Annotated in this window: 23 protein-coding genes and 1 pseudogene; 19 read left to right on the top strand and 5 right to left on the bottom strand. The window is 62.0% G+C overall.

Going from position 1 to position 19590, the window contains the following annotated elements; all coding sequences use genetic code 11:
* Nucleotides 1–49 precede the first annotated feature (49 nt).
* Nucleotides 50–475 (top strand): DoxX family protein, encoded by a 426-nt coding sequence (locus HB778_RS02340; protein WP_183461149.1) that lies wholly within the window; start codon nucleotides 50–52, stop codon nucleotides 473–475.
* 8 nt (nucleotides 476–483) lie between these two features.
* Here the strand turns inward: HB778_RS02340 and HB778_RS02335 are convergent, their stop codons facing one another.
* Nucleotides 484–789, bottom strand: coding sequence for a hypothetical protein (locus HB778_RS02335; protein WP_010910423.1), 306 nt, complete (start codon nucleotides 787–789; stop codon nucleotides 484–486).
* Between the two features lie 178 nt (nucleotides 790–967).
* Here HB778_RS02335 and HB778_RS02330 point away from each other — a divergent pair, with 178 nt between their 5' ends.
* Nucleotides 968–1336 carry a phospholipid-binding protein gene (locus HB778_RS02330; protein ID WP_244661773.1) on the top strand — a complete coding sequence of 123 codons (369 nt, stop codon included), beginning with the start codon at nucleotides 968–970 and terminating at the stop codon, nucleotides 1334–1336.
* Nucleotides 1337–1390: 54 nt separating this feature from the next.
* Here the strand turns inward: HB778_RS02330 and HB778_RS02325 are convergent, their stop codons facing one another.
* Nucleotides 1391–1660 (bottom strand): hypothetical protein, encoded by a 270-nt coding sequence (locus HB778_RS02325; RefSeq protein WP_183461147.1) that lies wholly within the window; start codon nucleotides 1658–1660, stop codon nucleotides 1391–1393.
* Between the two features lie 627 nt (nucleotides 1661–2287).
* Here HB778_RS02325 and HB778_RS02320 point away from each other — a divergent pair.
* The 5 genes and pseudogenes from HB778_RS02320 to HB778_RS02305 all read left to right on the top strand — a co-directional run bounded on the left by HB778_RS02320 (nucleotide 2288) and on the right by HB778_RS02305 (nucleotide 4166).
* Nucleotides 2288–2692: a hypothetical protein gene (locus tag HB778_RS02320; protein ID WP_183461146.1), complete on the top strand. Its 405-nt coding sequence runs from the start codon at nucleotides 2288–2290 to the stop codon at nucleotides 2690–2692.
* Complete coding sequence (locus tag HB778_RS02315) at nucleotides 2685–3077, top strand: hypothetical protein (RefSeq protein ID WP_183461144.1); 393 nt, start codon at nucleotides 2685–2687, stop codon at nucleotides 3075–3077. Before HB778_RS02320 ends, HB778_RS02315 begins: the two co-directional genes overlap by 8 nt.
* Nucleotides 2965–3213: pseudogene (locus HB778_RS43385) on the top strand (terminase large subunit domain-containing protein); the annotation flags it as partial. The gene HB778_RS02315 and the pseudogene HB778_RS43385, both read left to right, overlap by 113 nt.
* A gap of 5 nt (nucleotides 3214–3218) precedes the next feature.
* Nucleotides 3219–3728, top strand: a complete 510-nt coding sequence (locus HB778_RS41155; protein WP_432421228.1) for a terminase large subunit domain-containing protein — start codon at nucleotides 3219–3221, stop codon at nucleotides 3726–3728.
* Between the two features lie 84 nt (nucleotides 3729–3812).
* Nucleotides 3813–4166: a hypothetical protein gene (locus HB778_RS02305; protein ID WP_183461142.1), complete on the top strand. Its 354-nt coding sequence runs from the start codon at nucleotides 3813–3815 to the stop codon at nucleotides 4164–4166.
* Between the two features lie 31 nt (nucleotides 4167–4197).
* On the opposite strand, the gene HB778_RS02300 is transcribed toward HB778_RS02305, so the two are convergent.
* The gene (locus HB778_RS02300; RefSeq protein WP_183461140.1) at nucleotides 4198–4371 is read right to left on the bottom strand and encodes a hypothetical protein; all 174 of its coding nucleotides are present in this window, start codon (nucleotides 4369–4371) and stop codon (nucleotides 4198–4200) included.
* A gap of 423 nt (nucleotides 4372–4794) precedes the next feature.
* Here HB778_RS02300 and HB778_RS02295 point away from each other — a divergent pair, with 423 nt between their 5' ends.
* The 11 genes from HB778_RS02295 to HB778_RS02245 all read left to right on the top strand — a co-directional run bounded on the left by HB778_RS02295 (nucleotide 4795) and on the right by HB778_RS02245 (nucleotide 17442).
* A complete protein-coding gene (locus HB778_RS02295) occupies nucleotides 4795–5550 on the top strand; it encodes a terminase large subunit domain-containing protein (protein WP_183461138.1) in 756 nt (251 codons plus the stop codon).
* A gap of 349 nt (nucleotides 5551–5899) precedes the next feature.
* Nucleotides 5900–8413: a hypothetical protein gene (locus tag HB778_RS02290; RefSeq protein ID WP_183461136.1), complete on the top strand. Its 2514-nt coding sequence runs from the start codon at nucleotides 5900–5902 to the stop codon at nucleotides 8411–8413.
* The gene (locus tag HB778_RS02285) at nucleotides 8413–8838 is read left to right on the top strand and encodes a hypothetical protein (RefSeq protein WP_095203829.1); all 426 of its coding nucleotides are present in this window, start codon (nucleotides 8413–8415) and stop codon (nucleotides 8836–8838) included. Before HB778_RS02290 ends, HB778_RS02285 begins: the two co-directional genes overlap by 1 nt.
* 232 nt (nucleotides 8839–9070) lie before the next feature.
* Entirely contained in the window at nucleotides 9071–9496 is a 426-nt protein-coding gene (locus HB778_RS02280; RefSeq protein WP_183464962.1) for a hypothetical protein, read from the top strand.
* A 183-nt stretch (nucleotides 9497–9679) separates the two neighbouring features.
* A complete protein-coding gene (locus HB778_RS02275) occupies nucleotides 9680–10063 on the top strand; it encodes an SMI1/KNR4 family protein (protein WP_244661771.1) in 384 nt (127 codons plus the stop codon).
* A complete protein-coding gene (locus HB778_RS02270) occupies nucleotides 10060–10266 on the top strand; it encodes a hypothetical protein (RefSeq protein ID WP_095203832.1) in 207 nt (68 codons plus the stop codon). Before HB778_RS02275 ends, HB778_RS02270 begins: the two co-directional genes overlap by 4 nt.
* A 270-nt stretch (nucleotides 10267–10536) precedes the next feature.
* A complete protein-coding gene (locus HB778_RS02265) occupies nucleotides 10537–10860 on the top strand; it encodes a hypothetical protein (protein ID WP_095203833.1) in 324 nt (107 codons plus the stop codon).
* A gap of 557 nt (nucleotides 10861–11417) precedes the next feature.
* The gene (locus HB778_RS02260) at nucleotides 11418–11987 is read left to right on the top strand and encodes a hypothetical protein (RefSeq protein ID WP_183461134.1); all 570 of its coding nucleotides are present in this window, start codon (nucleotides 11418–11420) and stop codon (nucleotides 11985–11987) included.
* Nucleotides 11988–12371: 384 nt separating this feature from the next.
* Nucleotides 12372–14153: a portal protein gene (locus HB778_RS02255; RefSeq protein ID WP_183461132.1), complete on the top strand. Its 1782-nt coding sequence runs from the start codon at nucleotides 12372–12374 to the stop codon at nucleotides 14151–14153.
* Nucleotides 14150–14470 (top strand): hypothetical protein, encoded by a 321-nt coding sequence (locus tag HB778_RS02250; RefSeq protein ID WP_183461130.1) that lies wholly within the window; start codon nucleotides 14150–14152, stop codon nucleotides 14468–14470. Before HB778_RS02255 ends, HB778_RS02250 begins: the two co-directional genes overlap by 4 nt.
* A gap of 356 nt (nucleotides 14471–14826) precedes the next feature.
* The gene (locus tag HB778_RS02245; RefSeq protein WP_183461127.1) at nucleotides 14827–17442 is read left to right on the top strand and encodes a hypothetical protein; all 2616 of its coding nucleotides are present in this window, start codon (nucleotides 14827–14829) and stop codon (nucleotides 17440–17442) included.
* 467 nt (nucleotides 17443–17909) lie between these two features.
* Here HB778_RS02245 and HB778_RS02240 read toward each other — a convergent pair whose 3' ends face one another.
* Together HB778_RS02240 and HB778_RS02235 are read right to left on the bottom strand one after the other, a co-directional pair.
* Entirely contained in the window at nucleotides 17910–18224 is a 315-nt protein-coding gene (locus HB778_RS02240) for a hypothetical protein (RefSeq protein ID WP_183461125.1), read from the bottom strand.
* 143 nt (nucleotides 18225–18367) lie between these two features.
* Complete coding sequence (locus HB778_RS02235) at nucleotides 18368–18685, bottom strand: YMGG-like glycine zipper-containing protein (RefSeq protein WP_096447789.1); 318 nt, start codon at nucleotides 18683–18685, stop codon at nucleotides 18368–18370.
* A 271-nt stretch (nucleotides 18686–18956) separates the two neighbouring features.
* Between HB778_RS02235 and HB778_RS02230 the strand changes: the two genes are divergently transcribed.
* Nucleotides 18957–19529: a hypothetical protein gene (locus HB778_RS02230; RefSeq protein WP_183461123.1), complete on the top strand. Its 573-nt coding sequence runs from the start codon at nucleotides 18957–18959 to the stop codon at nucleotides 19527–19529.
* Nucleotides 19530–19590: the final 61 nt, after the last annotated feature.

The raw sequence follows: 19590 nt of genomic DNA, 5'->3' as shown, positions 1-19590 counted from the left end.
GGTCGCTCGTCCTTGGGTCGACATCCATTGCAAACCCTGGAGAGACAGCATGCCGGACATCACTCAATCGCCGTGGCAGACCGCGGCCCTTCTCATCGCCCGCCTGATCTTCGCCGCCGTCTTCCTGATGGCGGTGACCTTCAAATTCATGGGCATGGGTGCCACCGCGGGGTTCATCGCCGCCGCCGGCTTTCCCTTCCCGCTCTTCCTTGCCTGGTGCGCGGCGATCCTGGAGGTGGCGCTGGTGCTGTGTTTCCTGAGCGGCGCCTTCTTCACCCAGGCGGCTCTTGTCGCGGCGGCCTATGTGCTGTTCCTGGGCTTTGCCTTCCACGGCCCCAGCCACTGGGCCGGTAACCAGGCCGAGTTCGGCTTCTTCGTCGACCATTTTTCGTTCCTGGCCGGCCTGCTCTTCGCCGCCGTCCACGGACCGGGACGGACGCTGGCGCTGAGCGTTGGCTGGCCGGGCAGGGCGTGAGGCTGGCCTCACAGCTGGTCGTTGTAGGGCTCCTTCATCTGGCCGACCATGCGCGCCAGTTTCGAGAAGGACGGCATGTCGGCCTCCGGCTGGCACTGGTTGGCGAGTTCGAGCAGCCGGATCGGAAAATTGACGGCGTCACGGCTCGACGCCGACATGCCGTTGGACCGCTCCTCACCGGTTTCGCTGGCCTCGGCCTTGCGCAGCGCAATGTCGATCTCCTCCGATGTCAGCACCCCCTTGCGAACCAGCACGTGGTTGATCGATGCGACGGCCATCAGCAGGCCTTCGAGTTGCAGATTGGCGACGTTCATGGCGATTGCTCCCTCCATTGACCAAAGCTGAAACGCGCCAGCAGCGTTTCCGATCCGAGGGCAGGCGTTTGGCCAACTCGCGGACGTCTTGCCCGTCGGTCGCGAGCCTCGCCGCGATGCCTTGCGTGCGAAAAGAGACTATGATCGCCAGGGCCGGGTGCGAAGCAGGGAGGTCGTTTTGCGTCTTGTACTAGCCTTTGGTTTTGCCGTGGCGATGACGACGGCCGCGTCCGCCGACATGGCGATGAACTTCGAATGGGGCCCGACGGTCAAGTGTTTTGATCCGAAGTCGCCGCCGATCACGCTTTCCGGCGTTCCCGCCGGGACGAAGACGCTGGCGTTCAAGATGGTCGATACGGACGCGCCCGACTTCAAACATGGCGGTGGCACCGTGGTCTTCGGCGGCCAGAAAACCTTGCCCTATGGAGCCTTCAGCTATCGCGGACCCTGTCCGCCCAGGCCGCATATGTACGAGATATCGGTGAAGGCGCTCGATGGCAGCGGCAAAACCATCGCGACGGCAAAAGCGCGAAGACGTTTTCCGTGACGCTATCGGGTAATGGCGCGGATGAAGCCGGATTCCACCTTTCGGGACCGTGCTCTATTCCTGCGTCAGGCGCTCGCCATATTCGCGCCACACCGCCTTGACCTCCAGGCTGCCGAGGCGTGGGATGGACGGATCGCCGCAATGTATGGCCACGCCGCTGATGTCGTAGTTGGGGTAGGCGTTGGCGACGAAGCGGATCGCGTCGCCGAGCGAGTTGACGCGGATCACCGGATCAGCCTGGCCCTGACCGGTGCTGCGCACACCGGAAACCGAGGCTGGAGCATGCCGCATCCTGAACACGGATGCCATGGCTGGTCTGTCCATCGTCCTCTCCTAAAAGGCCGTGCGACGCGAATCATTCCATGAGCTTCAGCTGATGATCCCACAGCTGCCGGCCGATGAAAAGCCGGCTAGGCAATGCAGGTTTCGGATGGTCTGATGTCGCCGGTCCGATTGTCGGGTGAGGGCCGTTGTGCTATGATTTTGCCCATGGTGCTGATTTGCGCCGATGACCCGCCGTGAGGCGGGTTTTGTTTTTTCAGCTTCCCCTCAAGCGATGCCGGTTGCGTCTCCGCATTGGTGCCGAAAGATGGAATAGGAATTTTTTCTTAGAAAATCGTTGACCGGGTGAGGGCAGCCATGCTACATATTTGTCCATGGTGCTGATTTGCGCCAACGACCCGCCGCCGAGGCGGGTTTTGTTTTTCTGGCGCCTTGTCTGGTGACGGCGCTGAGACTGCCGATTTTGCACGCTGGCGGGACAGCGCCCCCCCTCTGTCCTGCCGGACATCTCCCCCACGAGGGGGAGATCAGCAGCTTCGGCGCAGCGCCTTTCCTGCAACGTCTGTGATTGGCGAAAGCCGGGATGACAGCCGATCTCCCCACCTGTGGGGGAGATGTCCGGCAGGACAGAGGGGGGCCCCGTAGAGCGCGACCTTTGCGAGAAATCCAATGACCCAACGCTACGCCACGATCATCACCGACGATGACGGCCGTGAGGTCGTCAGCGCCATCGGCGCGTTCGAGGGCGCCGCGCCCCAGCCGCGTCTTGGCCGGGTCGAGGTGGTCGCGCCCGGCGTGCTGATCGGCATGGTGCGGGACGCGGCCGGTGGCTTTGGTTTTCCGCAAGCCGGCATCGGCGGCCACGCCATCGGTCTCGTATTGGCGCGGCTCAAGGCGCAGGCTAGCCTGGCAAAACGCGCTGGTTCCGCAAAACCTGCGGCGCTGGCAAAGCCGAGGCGCGCCAAGCGAGCGAAGAAAAAAACCCGATCGAGGAAGCCGGCCGGATCGGCGCCGAAGGCGGGCAAGGCGGCAAGCGATGCCGCTGCTACGGTGATGGACCAGGTCGATGGCTGATGACACCGCCGCCGGGCCGGTACGCCGCAAGGCGAGGCCGACGAGGCGCAAGCCCGTTCGTGAGGCTGCTGCGCAGGCGCCCCGTCCGAAACGGACGAAGAAGACGCTGGGCGATGATTTTTTGGCCGCCGTGCGCGCGGACTTCCGCGCGTATGGCGCCGGCGTCATCGCCGAGGTGCGGGCCGACAAGCCGGACCAGTATCTGAAGATCGTGCTGTCGGTTCTGCCCAAAGATTTCGATGTCGCCATCAACCATCTGGATGCCCTGAGCGATGAAGAGATCCGCAGCCGTATCCGCAGCCTCGAAGCCGTCGTCAAACCGTTCCTCGAAGAGCCCGCCGATCACCGCGAAGACGGAATACCTGGCGCTGCTGGCGGAGCTTGACCGCCGCAGACGCACAAACCAGCTGGCGGCCTACAAGCCGTATCCGCGCCAGGCTGAATTTCACGCAGCTGGGTCGGTCAACCGCGAAAGGCTGTTCATGGCCGGCAATCAGCTCGGCAAGACCAGGGCCGGCGGCGCCGAATGGGCGATGCATCTGACCGGCCGTTATCCCCAGTGGTGGCAAGGCAAGGTTTTCGACACGCCCGTGCGGCTGTGGGCCGCCGGCGTGACCGGCGAGGGCACGCGCGACAACCCACAGCGCGTGCTCGTCGGCCCGCCGCAGCAGCAGGCGGCCTGGGGCACCGGCATGATCCCGGCCGATGCTATTCGTCACGCCATCATGGGCGCGGCGCGCCGGGCGCGCTCGACAGCGTCGTGGTGCGCCATGGCGGCGGCGGCGATGTGCAGGCCGGAGAGAGCGTGCTGTCGTTCAAGAGTTTCGAGAAGGGCCGCGAGAAATGGCAGGGCGAGACGCTGCACGGCGTCTGGTTCGACGAGGAACCGCCGCTTGACATCTATTCCGAAGGCCTGACCCGCACCAACGCCACCGGCGGGATTACGATCGTCACCTTCACGCCGCTGCTCGGCATGAGCGATGTGGTGCTGCTGTTTTTGTCGGCAGGTGAGGTGGAGAGGATGGCGAAGGGGTGAACCGCCGCGAAACCATGATTTGCAATGCCGCTTTTGCAGCAACCGGTGGTCGAGTAGCGTCCGGCGCGACGTTCGAGGTTTGACATGCGCCAAATCGCAAAACTGCTCCTGCTCTCCGCCCTGCTTTCAGCCTGCACCGGAAGCGGCGATTGGCGCGCCGATGCAATCACCGCCGCTGAAGGCAAGATGCGCAGTCTGGTGAGCGATCCTTCCGCCACATTCTCACATGTCCAGCTTACCGGCGACAGTTCGTCCGGCCAGACCTGCGGCGTCATCACCGCCAAGGTTGGCACCTTCACCAAGGAGGCGCGCTTCATCGTCTATATCGACAACGCCGCCGGTCCGTTTGTCGAGCCGGGCATGGGCCAGTCCATGTCTCGGGCCGACTTCGACTGGGCCTGGAAGAATGATTGTCTGAACGAGGGGTATAAGAGCTAAGCGGGTCTGGTAACTCGGGTTCTGACCTTGTTCACTCCGTCTCCCGCGCCACCATCCGATCGAGGTTTTCGTTCAGCCGCCTGAGCAAACCCAGCAGCGTCGCCACTTCATCCTCGCTGAAACCGGCCAGCGCCCGTTCCGAGCCTTCATGCAGCGCCTCGCGCGCGGCGGGCCACACCAGGACTTGCTCAAGCAGCGCTGCCACCGTGACGTTCGCATCGGCTGATCAGGTCTGAGCGTCAAAAAAGCTGATTGAAGTCGAATCAGGGGTATTGGCTGCCCGCAAGCTGTCTGGCGCGGGCCTTGGGATCGGTCGCTTTCCGGGTGAGCGGTTGGCACCATATCCTTTCGTCGCCCGAAATCGGATTGAACCAGACATTGCATACTTTGTTCGGTGTGTCCGGGGCACAAACTTTGTGTTGGTACCCGTGGAGATCGTACATCTTGCAGGTCTGCTTACTTGTATCGTATGGAACGTTCGACTGGCATGCTGATGCACTGGCTGCAATGGCCACAACGATTGCTATGCGGATCATGTATCTCCCCCGAGTCATCAGCTACTTCGCATTGATGAACAGTATTATCAATGGCAATAGCTCGTCACGGCAGGTAATTAGGACAGGCTAATATGTCCCGTCACGTCACCTTCATGACCATCGAGGATGCCGCGCACTATTCGGCGCAAGAGCGCGCGGCGATCGTCGCCGCCTATCCCGCGCATGAGCGCGAGGCGCGCGCTCGCGGCATTCCGGTGCTGGGCTCGGGCCGCATCTTTCCGGTGGCCGAGGCGCTGATCGCCTGCGCGCCGTTCCGGCTACCACGCTACTGGCCGCGCATCGGCGCGCTCGATTTCGGCTGGGACCATCCTTCCGCCGCCGTCGAGCTCGCCTGGGATACGGAGGCCGATGTCGTCTATGTCACAAAAGCAGTGCGGGCCTCCCAGCAGACGCCGGCCATGCAGACGCTGACCCTGAAACCCTGGGGCGAATGGCTGCCCTTTGCCTGGCCACGCGACGGCCGCCGCGAGACGCTGGAAGGGGCGGGCGTGGCGCTGGCCAAACAATATTCAGCGCACGGGCTGAACATGCTGTCGCGCCATGCGCAGTTCGCCGACGGCTCCGTCTCGGTCGAGGCCGGGCTGATGGAAATGCTCGACCGCATGCAATCCGGCCGCTTCAAGGTGTTTTCGACGCTGACCGACTGGTTCGAGGAGTTTCGGCTCTACCATCGCAAGGACGGCCAGGTTGTAAAACTGCGCGACGACCTGATGGCGGCGACACGCTATGGCGTGATGATGCTGCGCGAGGCGGTGGTCGATCCCGCCGAGTTCAAGGCGGCGCGACGGCCGGCGGGGCAGAGCGATCCGCTGGGGGCGTTTCGGTAGCTTCCACACATCGTCATTCTCGGGCTTGACCCGAGAATCCATGCCGCGACATCGGCCGAAGCGTGCAGCGGAGCAGAATTCCACACCGCAGCGGCGCTTATGTGTCGCGGCATGGATTCCTCTGCGGAGCAGTTCCAGGGATCTGCGTAGTGTCGCTCCGCTCCTTGCTCCGCCCGTGGGATGAACACACGGGGCTCCTGCCGCGCCTGTGATCCGCAACACCGGCCGATCCCTCCAAGAAACGTCGATCCGAAAAACACACGAACGCAGCGCGCGAGCGATCCGGCCCTGCCGTGCTCGCCGGCGCCGCGCGCCCTTTGTTCAAAGCCATTCGAGCAGGAAACAGCCAATGGTCCACGTCATCCCGCTCTCCATCGCCCAGCGCCGGCTCGATACCGGCAATGCGCCGCAATATCCGCAGGGTTCGCCGATCGGCGGTGCCATGCAGGGGCTGGGCGATCACCTTTCCGCTGTCGCCGAGCGCTATCAGCAGATGAAGGACCAGCAGGAAGCGTTCGACGCCGAGATCGCACGCCGCCGGTTCAACGGCCAGATTGCGCAGGCGGAAGACGAGGTGGCCGCGAACGCGCCGGCCGACGGCAGCGGCCTGCATGAAGCCATGTATGGCCAGGTCGACCCGTACAGCGGCCGGGTGGTCAAGACCGGACTGTTCGACAAGCTCTTTGCCGCTGCCTTGCCCAGCATGCCCGAAAGCCAGCGCGCCGCTTTCGCCAGCCAGAAGGAGGCGATGCGTCTAACCGGCGCGCTGCGCATGGCGGCACGGCAGCTTCAGCGGCGCAAGGATTATGAGCAGGCCGAGGTCGACACTGCGCTGAAGACCAGCGCCATCGCCATCGGTAACGCCAACCCCGACGATCACGTCACCTTCGAAGCGGCCCGCCAGCAGGGTCTCGACCTGATCGACAAGATGGGGGTCGATCCCGGCATCCGGCAGCAAATGGTCAAGGACTGGTACGGCACCGCCGCCAAGGCGCGGTTCGAGGCGCTGATCGCAAAAGACCCCAAGCGTGCGCTGGAGATGTTTGGTGTGGGCGCGCCGGCCTCCGGCAGCGAGGCTACGGGCGACAGTGCGCAGACCGAGGGCAGCCCCTTGTCAGGCGGCTCAAAGATGGCTGCGGGGAAAGACGACCGTGTCGGCACGCCGACACCGGATGAGCGCATAGCACAGGCGTTCGGGGACAGTGCTTCGGCACCCAATTCAATGGCGATCAAGCCGGTAACCCACCATCTCGCTGACTTATCTCGAGATGACGTTCAGTGGCTGATCAACCAGGCACATGCCGCGAACACGGCGCATCTGATCGAGGCGCGCACCAACATCGCTCTCGTTTCGCAGAACGGCCCGGACGCAATCGCCAAGACCGGCAGTTATGCCGGCAACATGCCCAGCCCTGCGGACTTCGCTGCCGTTTATGGCGCTGAGGAGGGCGGTAAGCAGTACCACGACTTCAGCTTGAAGATGGATGTCGGCCGTCAAGCCTTCGGCATGCGGACCATGCCCAACCAGGCTATCCACGCAGCGCTGCGCGATGCGGAGCCTGGGCCTGGCAGTTCCGAAGAGGAGCAGACGCGCTATCGGGTTACCGCTGCGGCGGCTCTCAAGACACTAGGCATGAGGCGGGCGGACCCTGCTGGCTATGTTCGAGAAGTCTTCCCCAATGTGGACGCTGCGTGGAAGGCAGCAACCGGTCCAGGCAGCAAGTCGGAGATCAGCGATCTGGCGGCATACAAATGGGCTATCGCCGTCTCGGTTGCAGCCCAGAGGCAACTGGGCGTCGAGACCCCTCAACCCCTGCCGAAGGCTGTTGTCCAAAGCATAGCTGATACCTTTGGCAACAAAGACGTGCCGCAGGGTGAGAAGGGCAACATCCTGCGTGATCTTCTGGCAGCGGCGCCCGATCCGACGGCGCGCGATGCCCTGTCTCAGCAGTTGGATCGCGTTGGCATTTCTTGGCCGGCTCTAGTCGATCCGATCGTCACTTCTGCGATAGGGCAAGGGCGGCCTCTATCGGCACGCCCTGGCGAACCCCAGTCGGCATTCCAACAAGCCGCGGACGACTTCGGCAATTATCTGAGCGAGGGTTTCGAGGCCCTAGGCCGCATCCCGCACGACATTGGACTGGGTCTCCAGGATCTGCGCGATTCCCCTTGGGGCTTCCTTGAACAACTGCCGGCTACCCCCGGCTCGGGGGCGGTTGCCGACGGGCGCCTAGCGTTAGAGGCAGTCGGCGAAGCCGTTGCAAAAGGCTTGGCCATAGTCCGCGGCGGGACTGGCAAGCTTGCTAGGCCGATAGAGGAATTTGCCGATAGCGGCTCACGCGCAGCATCGGATCTCGCCGCCGAGAGGTCGGTGGCTCGCCAGGCTGTCGAGGCGGAGTCTCGTGCAATAGATGCAGCAAAAGAGGCCGCCTACCGCTTGAGCACAGGCGCCAAGCCTGACAAGGCCGAGCTTCTTGAGATAATAAAGTCGATCGCAAGGGACCCCTCCAAGGTAAAGTATCCGGGAGCATCGTTTGGCAAGGCTCTTTCAAAAAATTATCGCAAAACGTTCCTCGATGCATACCCGAGCTTGGAGGGTCAAGTAGTGGTCCATCACGCGGCAGAGCGGCAGGTATTGACAAGATATATTGGCCTCGTTGCCGAAGATGAAATGCACTCGCTTCAGAACCTTCGCGGAATTCCCAAAGGGCTTGATAATCTTTTGCACAAGACTGTTTTCCGATACGAATGGAATAATTTTTACAGGTCGCATCCCCAGCCAACCCGCCAGCAAGTGCTGGACTACGTCACTTACATCGACAAGAAATACGGACATCTGTTCAATCCTCCAATAGGTGATTGATGCAATATTTTTACATAGAACCGAACGTCGCTGGTGGGCTTGGCAACCACACCGTTCTTGACGCGAGCGTCCATCCGCCGATTGTGACCAAGCTTCACTATGAAGTAGAGGGCTGGTTTGGTGATGTGCTCGTCACGACGTTCCCGTGTTACCTCGTTACCGAAGAAGCCCAGCGTGCATTACAACAGATGGGTTTTTCAGGTGCGACGTTCGCCGACGTCGAAGTGACGACATCCGAGGAGTTTCATGAGGATCAACCTGGGCAGGAACTTCCACCTTTCGTTTGGTTGAAAGTGAATGGGAAGGCAGGCCGCGACGACTTCGGGATTGCAGCAAACTATCTCCTCGTTATCTCGAAACGTATTCTTGATTTGCTGGAATCACTGGGAATACCGTTTGCAGTGGTCGAGCCCTACGAACGGTAACGGGATCGCGCCTTTGTTGCCGTGGCGACGCAACGCGGACCGGTCTCTCAAGTGAAGTTTGGCGGTAGGAATTGCGGTGACAGTGCACTCATCCCGTGATGCGACTCCGCTTCTTGAAGTCCGCTATTGTGTCAGGTCGATCGAACAGAAATATTGCACTGTCACCGTAATTATACGTGACCTATATCAATAGGAAATATGGGTATCTGTTCAATCCCCTGATAGGTGAGTGATGCGATACTTTAAAATACGGCCAAACGTCGCTGGTGGGATTGGCGAAAACACCGTTCTTGACCGGAGCGTCCACCCACCAATCGTAAGCAGGCTTCACTATGTGGTAGAGGGCTGGTTCGGTGATGTGATCGTTGCGACATTCCCCTGTTTCCTCGTCACCCAGGAAACCCAGCGCGCACTGCAGAAGATGGGCTTTTCAGGTGCCACGTTCGCCGAGGCCGAGGTGACTACCTCGGAAGAGTGTCAAGAGGATCAACCCGGGCTGCAGCTACCACCTTTCGTCTGGCTGAAAGTAAATGGGAAGGCTGGCCGCGACGATTTCGGGATCGCGATACCCTTCCGTCTCGTCATCTCGAAACGCATTCTCGATTTGTTGGAATCGTTAGGCATTCCGTTTGCTGTGGTCGAGCCTTACGAGCTGTAACCGGATCGCGCCTTTGTTGTCGCGGCGACGCAACGCTGACCGGTCTCTCCAGTGAAGTTTGGCGGTAGTCCGATCGACACCTCCTACAAAGATCGTTCTGCCTCGCGAAGTTCATAGACAACAGGCTACGCCGTGGTGGAATGAGTTGCTGAAGGACCTAGGAGGAGATCAGTGGGATATAGTTTGACTGAGGGCCAGTTCGACGCGCCGGCTGAATCCACAGTCGTCGATGGCCTGTCGGCGCGCTTGGGCGTCGTGCTGCCCAAGGATTACGCCGACTTCCTCAAAGAGCATAATGGCGGCGAAGGTTTCATCGGCGACAACTATATTATTTTTTTTAAAGCCGAAGAGTTGGCTGATTTCAATCGAGAATACGAGGTTGAAAAATACGCGCCAGGCATCCTCTTGTTCGCATCGAACGGAGGAGGGGAAGCCTATGGCTTCGACACCCACGATGTGGAAATGCCAATCGTGCGCATCCCGTTTATATTTATGGAACGGCAATCCGCCGAGACGATAGCGCGAGACCTCGCCGATCTATTTGCCACGCTGGAGGACTTGAAATGAGCGTACAAGATACAGCTCCTCGCTCCAAGGGTATGGAACTGTTCGAGGTCAAACCGATTGCGGTTGGCGGCGATCCAGTCAGTTTGGAGAACAAGATCTGGTTGACCAGACAAGAGCATTTTGAAGTGGTGCGCTTCTGGAATCGAACTATCGAAATTCAGCGTAAGGCGGCGCTGGAGAAGGCGGCGCGGGCGGATCGTTAGGGCGCGGCAATTGCGGTGATGTGCATTTTAACGACTGTGTCTATGTGATTGGAGTGAGGTTCGGACTGAGATCTGGGAAATAGTGCACTGTCACCGTAATTCGAAAACCGCGCCGAGATCGATTGCCAGCTCGACCAGTGAATTTCCAACATTCTTGAGTTCCGGACCTGGTTGGTTTCGCCCGAGTCGCCAAACCCACGATATCGCGCGGCCTCTTTCAGAATGAGGCGTATGATGATCCGTTAGGTTTCGACAGCAAGGGAGGAACAAATGCCAATCGGAGCAGCGGTGGAGTACCTGCATAAGTTGCGCAGAGAGGCGATCCATGCGGAAGCAGGCAACGTGAAAGGGATCACGCGTCATTTGCAGCTGAACATTGGGAAGTCGCGCGACCTTTTGGAAACGAGCCAGGCAACGGATGCAGCTCTGGCTCACCTGCTGGAGGCAGGCAACGCGCTCATTTGGGAACTCGCACCTATTTCAAAACAAACAGCTGCGCTGAGGAAAGACAAGATCTCTGGCTTAAGGCACGCCTTTGAAACGGCGTTAAACATGGCCATTGAGGAAGTCAGGAAGGCGAAGCCAAAAGCCTAGACTGGCACGGCCTCTGAACCGCCTTCAAGGGGCGGGACGCCTACCGGTTCGTCATCCTCGGGCTTGACCGCCTTGACCCGGGGATCCATTCCGCGACATCAGCCGACGAACGGAATTGCCGTGACAGTGCACTCATTCTCGGATGCGACTCCGCTTCTCGAAGTCCGCTATTGCTTCAGGACGATCGAACGGAAGCAGTGCACTGTCATCGTAATTTTGGCCCGGAATGGCACCAAATAGGAATTCTTTCCTGCGGCCCATTGACCGCGTGAGGGCAGCAATGGTACATTCTTATCCATGGTGCTGATTTGCGCCAACGACCCGCCCTTGAGGCGGGTTTTGTTTTTGCGCGATGGTCGGTGCGGATGCCGCAATGATTGCGAAGCAACGCAGCGCCTCCGCATCGTCGCGACGCCTCGATGTCACCGAATGGATTCCTTGGGCTGCGGAGCAGCTCCAGGGGTCTGCGCTGCGTCGCTTCGCCCTGGAGTGACGAAGCTGGGATCGCTTTCGCTCGCTTGACGATGACTTCGCTTCCCGCGGAGGAAAGTCCATCCATGCCCGTCCGCATCCTTCCCGCCACGCTGCGCGATCTCTCCTACATCGCCGCGAACCTGCGCCCGCAAGACCGTACCGAGATCGACTGCCAGCTCGACCATTGGTCGCCGGCGCTGCTGGCGCTCACCGCGCTGCAGGGGTTTGCCTATGTCGCCGAGCTCGACGGCAATCCGGAGGCCGGATTTGGCGCGGCCGAGCAGCGCGGCGGTCTGTGGATTGCTTGGAGCTGGGGCACGCGCCGCATGAAGCGCTGCGTGCCCAGGATTACAGAGTTCTTTCATACCGTGCTTGGGCCTCAGGTTGCCGCTCGCGGCGCCTGGCGGGTCGAGGCCCGCGCCCTGGCCGCCAATGATCTGGCGTTGCGCTGGCTTGGCCGGCTGGGCGCCACGCAACGCTGCCTGCTGCCGGGCTACGGCCGCAACGGCGAAGATTTCTTCCTCTACGACTGGACAAGAGAAGGCTGGAACCATGTGTCTGTTTCAAAAACCACCGGAACTGAAGCCGCTGCCGCCGGCGCCGACGATCAAGGACGAAGATGTCAAGGCTCGCGAGGCGGCATTGCGGGCTGATCTCGAACAGCGCCAGGGCACGCAGAGCACCGTCAAGACCGACCTCGCGCCGTCGAGCCTCACCGGCCAGCGCCGCGTGCTCCTGGGGCTTTAGACCATGACCGCGATGAAGCGAAGCTTTCGCCGGCGCGTGCTGGACTGGTGGTACTGGCGCCGGCACGCAAGGTTGCTGAAGAAGCGGGGCGGGTGATCTCCCCCTTGAGGGGGAGATGTCGCCAAAGGCGACAGAGGGGGTCGGTACGACCGGGCGCCAACCTTCATCTGCCGCAAGAGGCCGCGCCCAGTCGAACCGACCCCCTCTGGCCTGCCGGCCATCTCCCCCTCGAGGGGGGAGATTACGCTCTCCCACGTCACCCCCTTTCCACAATCCCCAGCGAGGCACCCATGACCGATTCCCGCGCCCGCGATATCCTGTCCCGCCAGTCCGAGCTCGAGAGCGAGCGCAGCCAGTATGAGGCTGTGTGGGAGCAGGTGGCGGAGTTCTGCGACCCCGACGCGCCCGATGTCTGGAGCGGGCGCCGAAGCGGCGGGCCGGACTCGCAGGCCGAGCGGCAGGAGCGGCGCGGCTCACGCGTCTACGCCAACACCATCAACTCGGCCGCCAATCGGCTGGCCGCCGGGCTCGAAAGCCTGATCATCCCGCAGTCGGAAAAATGGCATGGGCTGTCGACGGCGGCGATGAATGACGAGGAGACCGACGAGGAGAAGGAATGGGCGGAAAGCTTGCGCGATTTCCTGTTCTCGCTGCGCTATTCCGCCAATTCGAACTTTGTCCCCGCGACGCAAGCCTGCCTGCGCAATGTCGTGCGCTACGGTCCGGCCTATCTCTATGCCGAGGAAGGGTTCGGCAACACGCTGATCCACTATGCCTCGATCCCCGTGGTCGAGGGGTATCTGTCGCGCAACCGCTGGGGCCAGGTCGACATCTTCCATCGCCGCTACGAGCGCACGGCGCGGCAGGCGGCGCAGCTGCTCGGCTATGAAAAACTGCCTTCGCGCATAAAAATGCTGGTCGACGATCCGGTCAAATGCGAGACCAAGATCTCGCTGGTCCAATGCATCCAGCCGCGCGACGAGCGCAAGATGTATCGGCTGGGCGACCAGTACCAGTATCTCGACACGGCGTTCGCCTCCTACCACGTCGTCGAGGACGAGGAGGAAATCGCCAGGGAAAGCGGGTTCCGTACCTTTCCGGTGTCGACCTTCAACTGGCGCCGCTACGAGGGCGACCCCTATGGCATCTCGCCGGCCATCGAGGCGCTGACCACGGTGCGCGAGGAGAACGCCGTGCGCCGCTCTGGGCTCCGCGCGTTGCAGCAGATCACCGATCCGGCGACCGCCTCGAAGGCGAGGCTCGACTATGTGCCGGTGCTCAATCCCGGCGAGAATTATCCCGGCCTGATCGACGACAATGGCCGGCCGCTGATTGCGCCGATCACCACCGGGCAGAACCCGACCTATGCCTTCAACTACGCGCAGAGCCGAGCCGACGAGATCCGCGACATGATGTTCGTCAATTTGTTCCAGACGCTGGTGCAGAACCCGCAGATGACGGCGACCGAAGCGCTGATACGCCAGGAAGAGAAGGGCGCGCTGCTCGGGCCTTCCGGCTCGATCATCCAGGCGGGCTTCGCCACCAATCTCGACCGCGAGCTCGGCATTCTCGTGGACAAGGGCCTCTACGAGGAGGACAGCCGCTTTGCGCCGCCGGAAAGCCTGGCCGGCAAGACGGTGCGGCCGACCTTCACCGGCCCGCTCGACGTGCTCAGGCGCTCGGCCGAGGCGCGCGACACCATCCAGGTGGTGACGACCGCCATGCAGATGGCGCAGTTCGATCCGGGCGTCATGGACAATATCGACAGCGACGAGGCGATCAAGATCGTGCAGAGCGCCGGCCGCAGCCCGCAGCGCATTTTCCGGCGCAAGGAGGAGGTCGACGGCATGCGCGACGCCCGCGCCAAGGCCCAACAGGCGCAGGCCGGCATGGCGGCGATCGCCAGTGCGGGCAAGGCGGCCAAGGATGCGGTGCCGGCGGCGGTGCAAGCGCGCGACAGCGGCCTGCTCGACGGCCTGCAGAACATGCTGCAGGGCGCGGGCGGGCAGGGCGGTGGCCAGGCTGGGCAAGCCATGCCCGGTGGCCAGGCGCCGACGGGAGGCGGCGCATGAGCGGCAAACGCTTCGCCCGCGCCGGCCAGGCCGGCGGTCCGGCCAGGGCGCGGGACGCGCTGACCAAGGCATATCTGCGCGTCTTTTCCGGCGAAGACGGCGAGATGGTGCTGGCCGACCTCGCGGCGACCGTCGGCTATTACAGGCGGCCGTCCTATGGCGAATGGATGGCGCGGACCCGGACGCCCGAAGGCTTCGAGCTGCACAGCGCGCTCAGCAATGCGCGCGCCGAGGTGGTGCAGCATATTATGGGGTTTTTGACGCTCGACGAGACGCAGTTGGCGGCGCTGGAGAAGGCGGCGCGGGCGGAGGGGTAGGCGGAGTCCGCGAAGCTGCGCCCCTCTCCCCGTCTCTCTACGGGGAGGGGATGCCGGCAGGCAGGTGAGGGGCGGCGCCAGCATTTCGGAACTTAGCGCTGCCCCCCATACCGTTCCGTGACCCTCTCCCCGTGCACGGTGAGAAGGAGCCAGTCGCGGTCGCCGCGGCTTCACATCGTGGTAGCACTGCCGACGCCGTTCATTGACCCACACAGGCAGCCCGCGGCTCCTGGGGGCTTCCAAAGAATCGATCCGACAAAACCCGCGACCGCGTCAGCCCCAGCGTGCGCGCGTCCCGGCCGTGCCACGATCGCCGGCGCGCCTTTGTTCAAAGCCATTCGAGCAGGAAACAGCCAATGGTCCACGTCATCCCGCTTTCCATCGCCCAGCGCCGGCTCGATACCGGCAACGCGCCGCAATATCCGCAGGGATCGCCGATCGGCGGCGCCATGCAGGGGCTGGGCGAGCACCTTTCCGCTGCCGCCGAGCGCTACCAGCAGATGAAGGACCAGCAGGAGGCGTTCGACGCCGAGCTGGCACGCCGCCGGTTCAACGGCCAGATCGCGCAGGCGGAAGACGAGGTGACGGCGAACGCGCCGGCCGACGGGGCCGGCCTGCATGACACCATGTATGGCCAAGTCGATCCGTACAGCGGCCGGGTGGTGAAGACCGGGCTGTTCGACAAGCTGTTTGCCGCCGCCTTTCCTAGCATGCCCGACAGCCAGCGCGCCGCTTTCGCCGGGCAGAAGGAGGCGATGCGAGCGGTTGGCGCGCGGCGCATGGCGGCACGGCAGCTTCAGCGGCGCAAGGATTATGAGCAGGCCGAGGTCGATACGGCGCTGAAGACCAGCGCCATCGCCATCGGCAGTGCCAACCCCGACGATCACGCCACCTTCGAAGCGGCCCGCCAGCAAGGGCTCGATCTGATCGACAAGATGGGTCTCGACCCGGGGATCAGACAGCAGAAGGTGAGGGACTGGTTCGGCACGGCCGCGAAGATGCGGTTCGAGGCGCTGATCGCCAAGGACCCGAAGCGCGCGCTGGAGATATTTGGTGTCGGGACGCCGGCCTCCGGCAGCGGGGCTACGGGCGACAGCGCGCAAGCCGCCGACAGTTCCTTGTCGAGCAGCCCAAACATGGCTGCGGGGAAAGACGACCGTGTCGGCACGCAGACACCGGATGAGCGTATAGCACAGGCGTTCAGGGACGACCTTCCGCAGGCGCAACAGGAAGCGCTGGTTCGAAAGGCGAGAGCGGCCAAGCTCGCTCAGGAGATCGAGATCCGCGCTGCCATCGGTCGGGCCGAGACAGAAGCGCCGGACGAGATTGCGCGCACCGGCGCCTATTCCGGCACGATGCCGGGCAAGGATGCTTACAGGATCATCTATGGCCTCGACGAGGGCGACAGGCGCCGGAAGGGTCTCGAGTGGCAGGTCGGCGTCAACAAGCAAGTCTTCGACATGCGGACCATGACGAACAAGGCGGTCAATGCCGCCCTTCTTGATGCCACTTCGGAGTCCGGCCGATCGCAGGAAGATAATCTGCATCGCCTGGCAACCGCCGTTGCCGCTATGCGGGTTCTCACCGGAAGACGAACCGACGCCTGGGGCTCCGTCGCGGAGTCGGTGCCGGCAATCGCCACAGCCTGGAAAGCCGTGATCGGTGGCGGGCTCGAAGATCCCGACGGGTATAACAAGGAAGCTTACGACAAGGCGATAGCCATAACACTTGCCGCGCAAGAAGGACTGGGCATCGAGAATCCCCAGCTCGTGCCGCAGCACATCATTCAAGAGCTTTCGGACAATCGTAATAGTCCTAGTACGTACCAGCAGGAAAAGAACGCGAAAATAGGCGCGCTGCTTGCGAAAACGTCCGGCCCTGTTGCCCGGGCAGCCGTGGGTAAGCAACTGGCTGCCGCTGATCTGGGTTGGATCATGCCGGTCGAGGCTGGCTATCAACCGCCATCCACGAGTTCAATATTTGCATCGGAGGCCAAAGCGCTTGGCAAACTCGCTGCCAATGCGGGGATATCGTTAGGCAGGGTCAGTGACCAGATTGGCTACAACCTTGCTTCACTGGGCGGAGCCAACATCGAATCTCCGAAAAAGGAAGACGATTACTACGAGCCGGCGAACGACGTTGAAGATTTGATGATGCGTCAGGGATCTGATGCGGCGACCTGGGGCTTGGGTGAAGGTATTGCCAAAGGAATAGCGCGAGCGGCTGAATGGGCCGGTTCCGGGGCGGCCGGGCAAGCAGAACGATCTGCCGGTGTTTCGGCAGTGGCTAAAGCTCGGACTTCCGAAGATGCCACCGGACCGGTTCAGGAACCGGCCGCCGGACAGAACGCAGCGGCAAACACGCCGACCAAGCCACAGCCTGATGATTTCTCGAAGCAACCCGCGACGTCGCTGGATGGTCTGTACTCGGTCGCGCCCAAATGGCAGGCAAATCTTGAGGGCACCGGCCATGAAATTGCTGATTCAGTCGGCGCAGAGTTCGTGACCAAGGGTATGAAGAAGAGGACTACAGCGGACGAAAAGATTGGACGCAAGGGATACGAGGATGCGTCGGGGCTGACTGACGTGGTCAGAGCCGGGTTCGTGGTCAAGACACCCGCACAAGCCGATGAGATCGTCGCCCGGCTCGCTCAGCGGTACGAAATTCTGGATGAAAAGTGGGCTGGAAAAGACAACGGTTACTTCGATCGAAAAGTAATGGTCCGCTTTGATGACGGCACGCTGGGCGAAGTTCAAATGTGGGAGCCGAACATCTACAAGGCTAAGTACGAACTCGGGGGGCAGGATTTTTATACGCGTAGCAGGGGCTTAGAAGAAGGTAGCCCTCAGCAGATTGATCTTGAGGGGCAGGAGGCTGCACTTTACGCTGCGGCTCGTCGCGATACTGATCCACTCTGGAGGGAGGTGTTCGCCAGATTGAAGGGCGGATCAAGTTCGTCGACGTCGAAATAGCTTCGTCAAACCGATTTATCGACCCAGTGCCGCAGACAATATCCTTTGGCAACTAATCGGAGCGGCCTGGAAATAACGGGCTTGCGCTAATGTTCCTCCATTTCTGCATGAATATTCTGGAAGTCAGTGCTATAGTGCGGGAACATTGATTCAAGGAGTCAAACATGACACCACTACCAGACAATAGACCACCACGGTTCGTTGATTGGGACCATCGCCCCGCGATTATTGGCGCGGGAGGCGCGTATGCCAAGCTTAAGCCCAACTCCCCTTGGATTCGGGTTAGTGCTGCGGATGTCCGAAATTCCGCCAACGTGCTTGACGAGCAGGAATGGCGTGAACGCTTCGAAGGGAAGTACGGCGAACTGGAGCCACCCCTGGAACTGGCCAATACACCCTCCAATGTTCCATGGCATTGGCGAGACGGTCAGAAATGACAGGTTGGCATCGGCGAATGTCCTGGACGCCTAGACTTCGCTCAGATCCACCGTGATGCGCATCGGGCTGGTTTTGACGCCCGGCGGCCAGCATCGCTGGACCGATCTCGAAAGTTGCCGGGCCGCTTGTGCCGCCGGTTCGGAATGCGGCTCGTAGGATACGACGGTGACCGACTTGACCTTGCCGGCCTTGTCCAGGGTCACTTCGAAAATGGCTTTGATGTGATTGTCGACGGCGGCAACCGGCAAGACCAGGCAACCGCCGATCTGGTCAATGTTGATGGCTTCTTTGGCCTGTGCGGAGACCGAACAGACAACCAGCAGTGAGGCTATCAGAAGTCGCATCGTCACCCCCTTTGGAGAAGAGACGATAGCGTCGAAATGCTTTGGGGGTAAGGGCAGTGCCAGCTTTTCAGGCCTCGGCGCTGCCCCTCATCCGCCCTTCGGGCACCTTCTCCCCGTGGAACGGGGAGAAGGGAGCTGAGGTCTCAATAATTGCCGTTGTAGTAGCGGTCGTCGCAGGGCGCGGTGTAGATGCGGCCGTAGCGGTCCTGGTAGCGGCACATCTCGTCGCCGCGGCGCTGCGGGGTGGTGGCCGAGCCGACGACGGCGCCAAGCAGCGCGCCGCTGGCCGCACCGATGACCGTGCTCTTGGTGTTGCCGCCGATCGCCTGGCCGACGAGAGCGCCGCCGGCGCCGCCGATGAGCGCGCCGGTCGTGGCGCGCTGCTGGCCTTCGGTCTGCGACTGGCAGCCGGCAAGTGCGGCGGTCATCAGCACGGCGGCCATGGCTTTGTGAAAGGTCATGCGAGGTCTCCCTTAAAGGTCTGAAATCCCTATCGATCGTCCCGTGCGGTCGCATTGCGGCGGAACGGGGGCATGGACGCTCACGATATAAGACATGGTTTCTCGGGCGTTGATGGATCGGGAGGCCAAAACACCTCTTTCGAACAAGGCGCTAGCTCTCGTCCTTGTCAAAATGATTCAGCCTATGACGGCTCGGCCGAAGCCGAGCCTGGCCCCGTCCCGCGCGCTGCGCGTACCCCCTTCTCGTCTCATCGAAAAATGGAGAAATGCCATGACCCGAGGTCTTCCCCGGACGCTTGTCCGTGCCGCCGCCCGCGAGGCCGGCCTTGCCCCGCCAAAACTCGGCCTGAAAGCCGTGACCACGGGGCAGGGCGGTGCTTTCCGCACCGTCTTCAGCTTCGCCGGCATGCCGGTGCCGGTTGCCGATGCGCAGGCCTATGCCGCCCAAAAGCTCTTCGATTTCACCGACGGCAAGGTGCGCATCAAGGGCGGCACGGCACGGTTGCAGTTCGCGGTGCTCACCACCCGCGCCTCGACCATCAACGACAATGCGGCGCTGACCTGGTCGCTCGGCTCGGCGGCGGCGTCGAGCGCGACGCTCACTGGGGCCATGGTCAACGTGCTGGCCTCGACGGCGCGCCCGCTGGATGGCGCCGGCGCCGCGCTCTCCACGGCCTCGACCGCCGACATCGCTGCCGCCGCGACACTGGATGGGACGACGACGCCTGTCGACCTCTATCTCAACTTGGCGTTTGCCACCGGCACGGATATCGATGCCGACGGGACGATTGCCGTGACCGGGACGGTGACGCTGCTGTGGGAGAACTGGGGCGATAATGTCTGAACGTGTTGAGCCGAGAGACAGTGCCAGCGCATCGCTACGCTAACAGTGATGTGCTGAAACT

Origin of the sequence: Mesorhizobium huakuii (assembly GCF_014189455.1) — a bacterium.
GTDB classification, from domain to species: Bacteria; Pseudomonadota; Alphaproteobacteria; order Rhizobiales; family Rhizobiaceae; genus Mesorhizobium; species Mesorhizobium huakuii_A.
This window is presented reverse-complemented; position numbering and strand designations above follow the sequence as displayed.

Bases quoted from the DNA above. Each gene is read 5' to 3' on its own strand.
- HB778_RS02250 (WP_183461130.1), top strand. From the start codon at position 14,150: ATGAGCGGCAAACGCTTCGCCCGCGCCGGCCAGGCCGGCGGTCCGGCC.
- HB778_RS02315 (WP_183461144.1), top strand. From the start codon at position 2,685: ATGGCTGATGACACCGCCGCCGGGCCGGTACGCCGCAAGGCGAGGCCG.
- HB778_RS02335 (WP_010910423.1), bottom strand. From the start codon at position 789: ATGAACGTCGCCAATCTGCAACTCGAAGGCCTGCTGATGGCCGTCGCA.
- HB778_RS02325 (WP_183461147.1), bottom strand. From the start codon at position 1,660: ATGGACAGACCAGCCATGGCATCCGTGTTCAGGATGCGGCATGCTCCA.
- HB778_RS02265 (WP_095203833.1), top strand. From the start codon at position 10,537: ATGCCAATCGGAGCAGCGGTGGAGTACCTGCATAAGTTGCGCAGAGAG.
- HB778_RS02240 (WP_183461125.1), bottom strand. From the start codon at position 18,224: ATGCGACTTCTGATAGCCTCACTGCTGGTTGTCTGTTCGGTCTCCGCA.
- HB778_RS02295 (WP_183461138.1), top strand. From the start codon at position 4,795: ATGTCCCGTCACGTCACCTTCATGACCATCGAGGATGCCGCGCACTAT.
- HB778_RS02305 (WP_183461142.1), top strand. From the start codon at position 3,813: ATGCGCCAAATCGCAAAACTGCTCCTGCTCTCCGCCCTGCTTTCAGCC.
- HB778_RS02230 (WP_183461123.1), top strand. From the start codon at position 18,957: ATGACCCGAGGTCTTCCCCGGACGCTTGTCCGTGCCGCCGCCCGCGAG.
- HB778_RS02340 (WP_183461149.1), top strand. From the start codon at position 50: ATGCCGGACATCACTCAATCGCCGTGGCAGACCGCGGCCCTTCTCATC.
- HB778_RS02280 (WP_183464962.1), top strand. From the start codon at position 9,071: ATGCGATACTTTAAAATACGGCCAAACGTCGCTGGTGGGATTGGCGAA.
- HB778_RS02290 (WP_183461136.1), top strand. From the start codon at position 5,900: ATGGTCCACGTCATCCCGCTCTCCATCGCCCAGCGCCGGCTCGATACC.
- HB778_RS41155 (WP_432421228.1), top strand. From the start codon at position 3,219: ATGGGCGATGCATCTGACCGGCCGTTATCCCCAGTGGTGGCAAGGCAA.
- HB778_RS02285 (WP_095203829.1), top strand. From the start codon at position 8,413: ATGCAATATTTTTACATAGAACCGAACGTCGCTGGTGGGCTTGGCAAC.
- HB778_RS02270 (WP_095203832.1), top strand. From the start codon at position 10,060: ATGAGCGTACAAGATACAGCTCCTCGCTCCAAGGGTATGGAACTGTTC.
- HB778_RS02260 (WP_183461134.1), top strand. From the start codon at position 11,418: ATGCCCGTCCGCATCCTTCCCGCCACGCTGCGCGATCTCTCCTACATC.
- HB778_RS02255 (WP_183461132.1), top strand. From the start codon at position 12,372: ATGACCGATTCCCGCGCCCGCGATATCCTGTCCCGCCAGTCCGAGCTC.
- HB778_RS02320 (WP_183461146.1), top strand. From the start codon at position 2,288: ATGACCCAACGCTACGCCACGATCATCACCGACGATGACGGCCGTGAG.
- HB778_RS02245 (WP_183461127.1), top strand. From the start codon at position 14,827: ATGGTCCACGTCATCCCGCTTTCCATCGCCCAGCGCCGGCTCGATACC.
- HB778_RS02235 (WP_096447789.1), bottom strand. From the start codon at position 18,685: ATGACCTTTCACAAAGCCATGGCCGCCGTGCTGATGACCGCCGCACTT.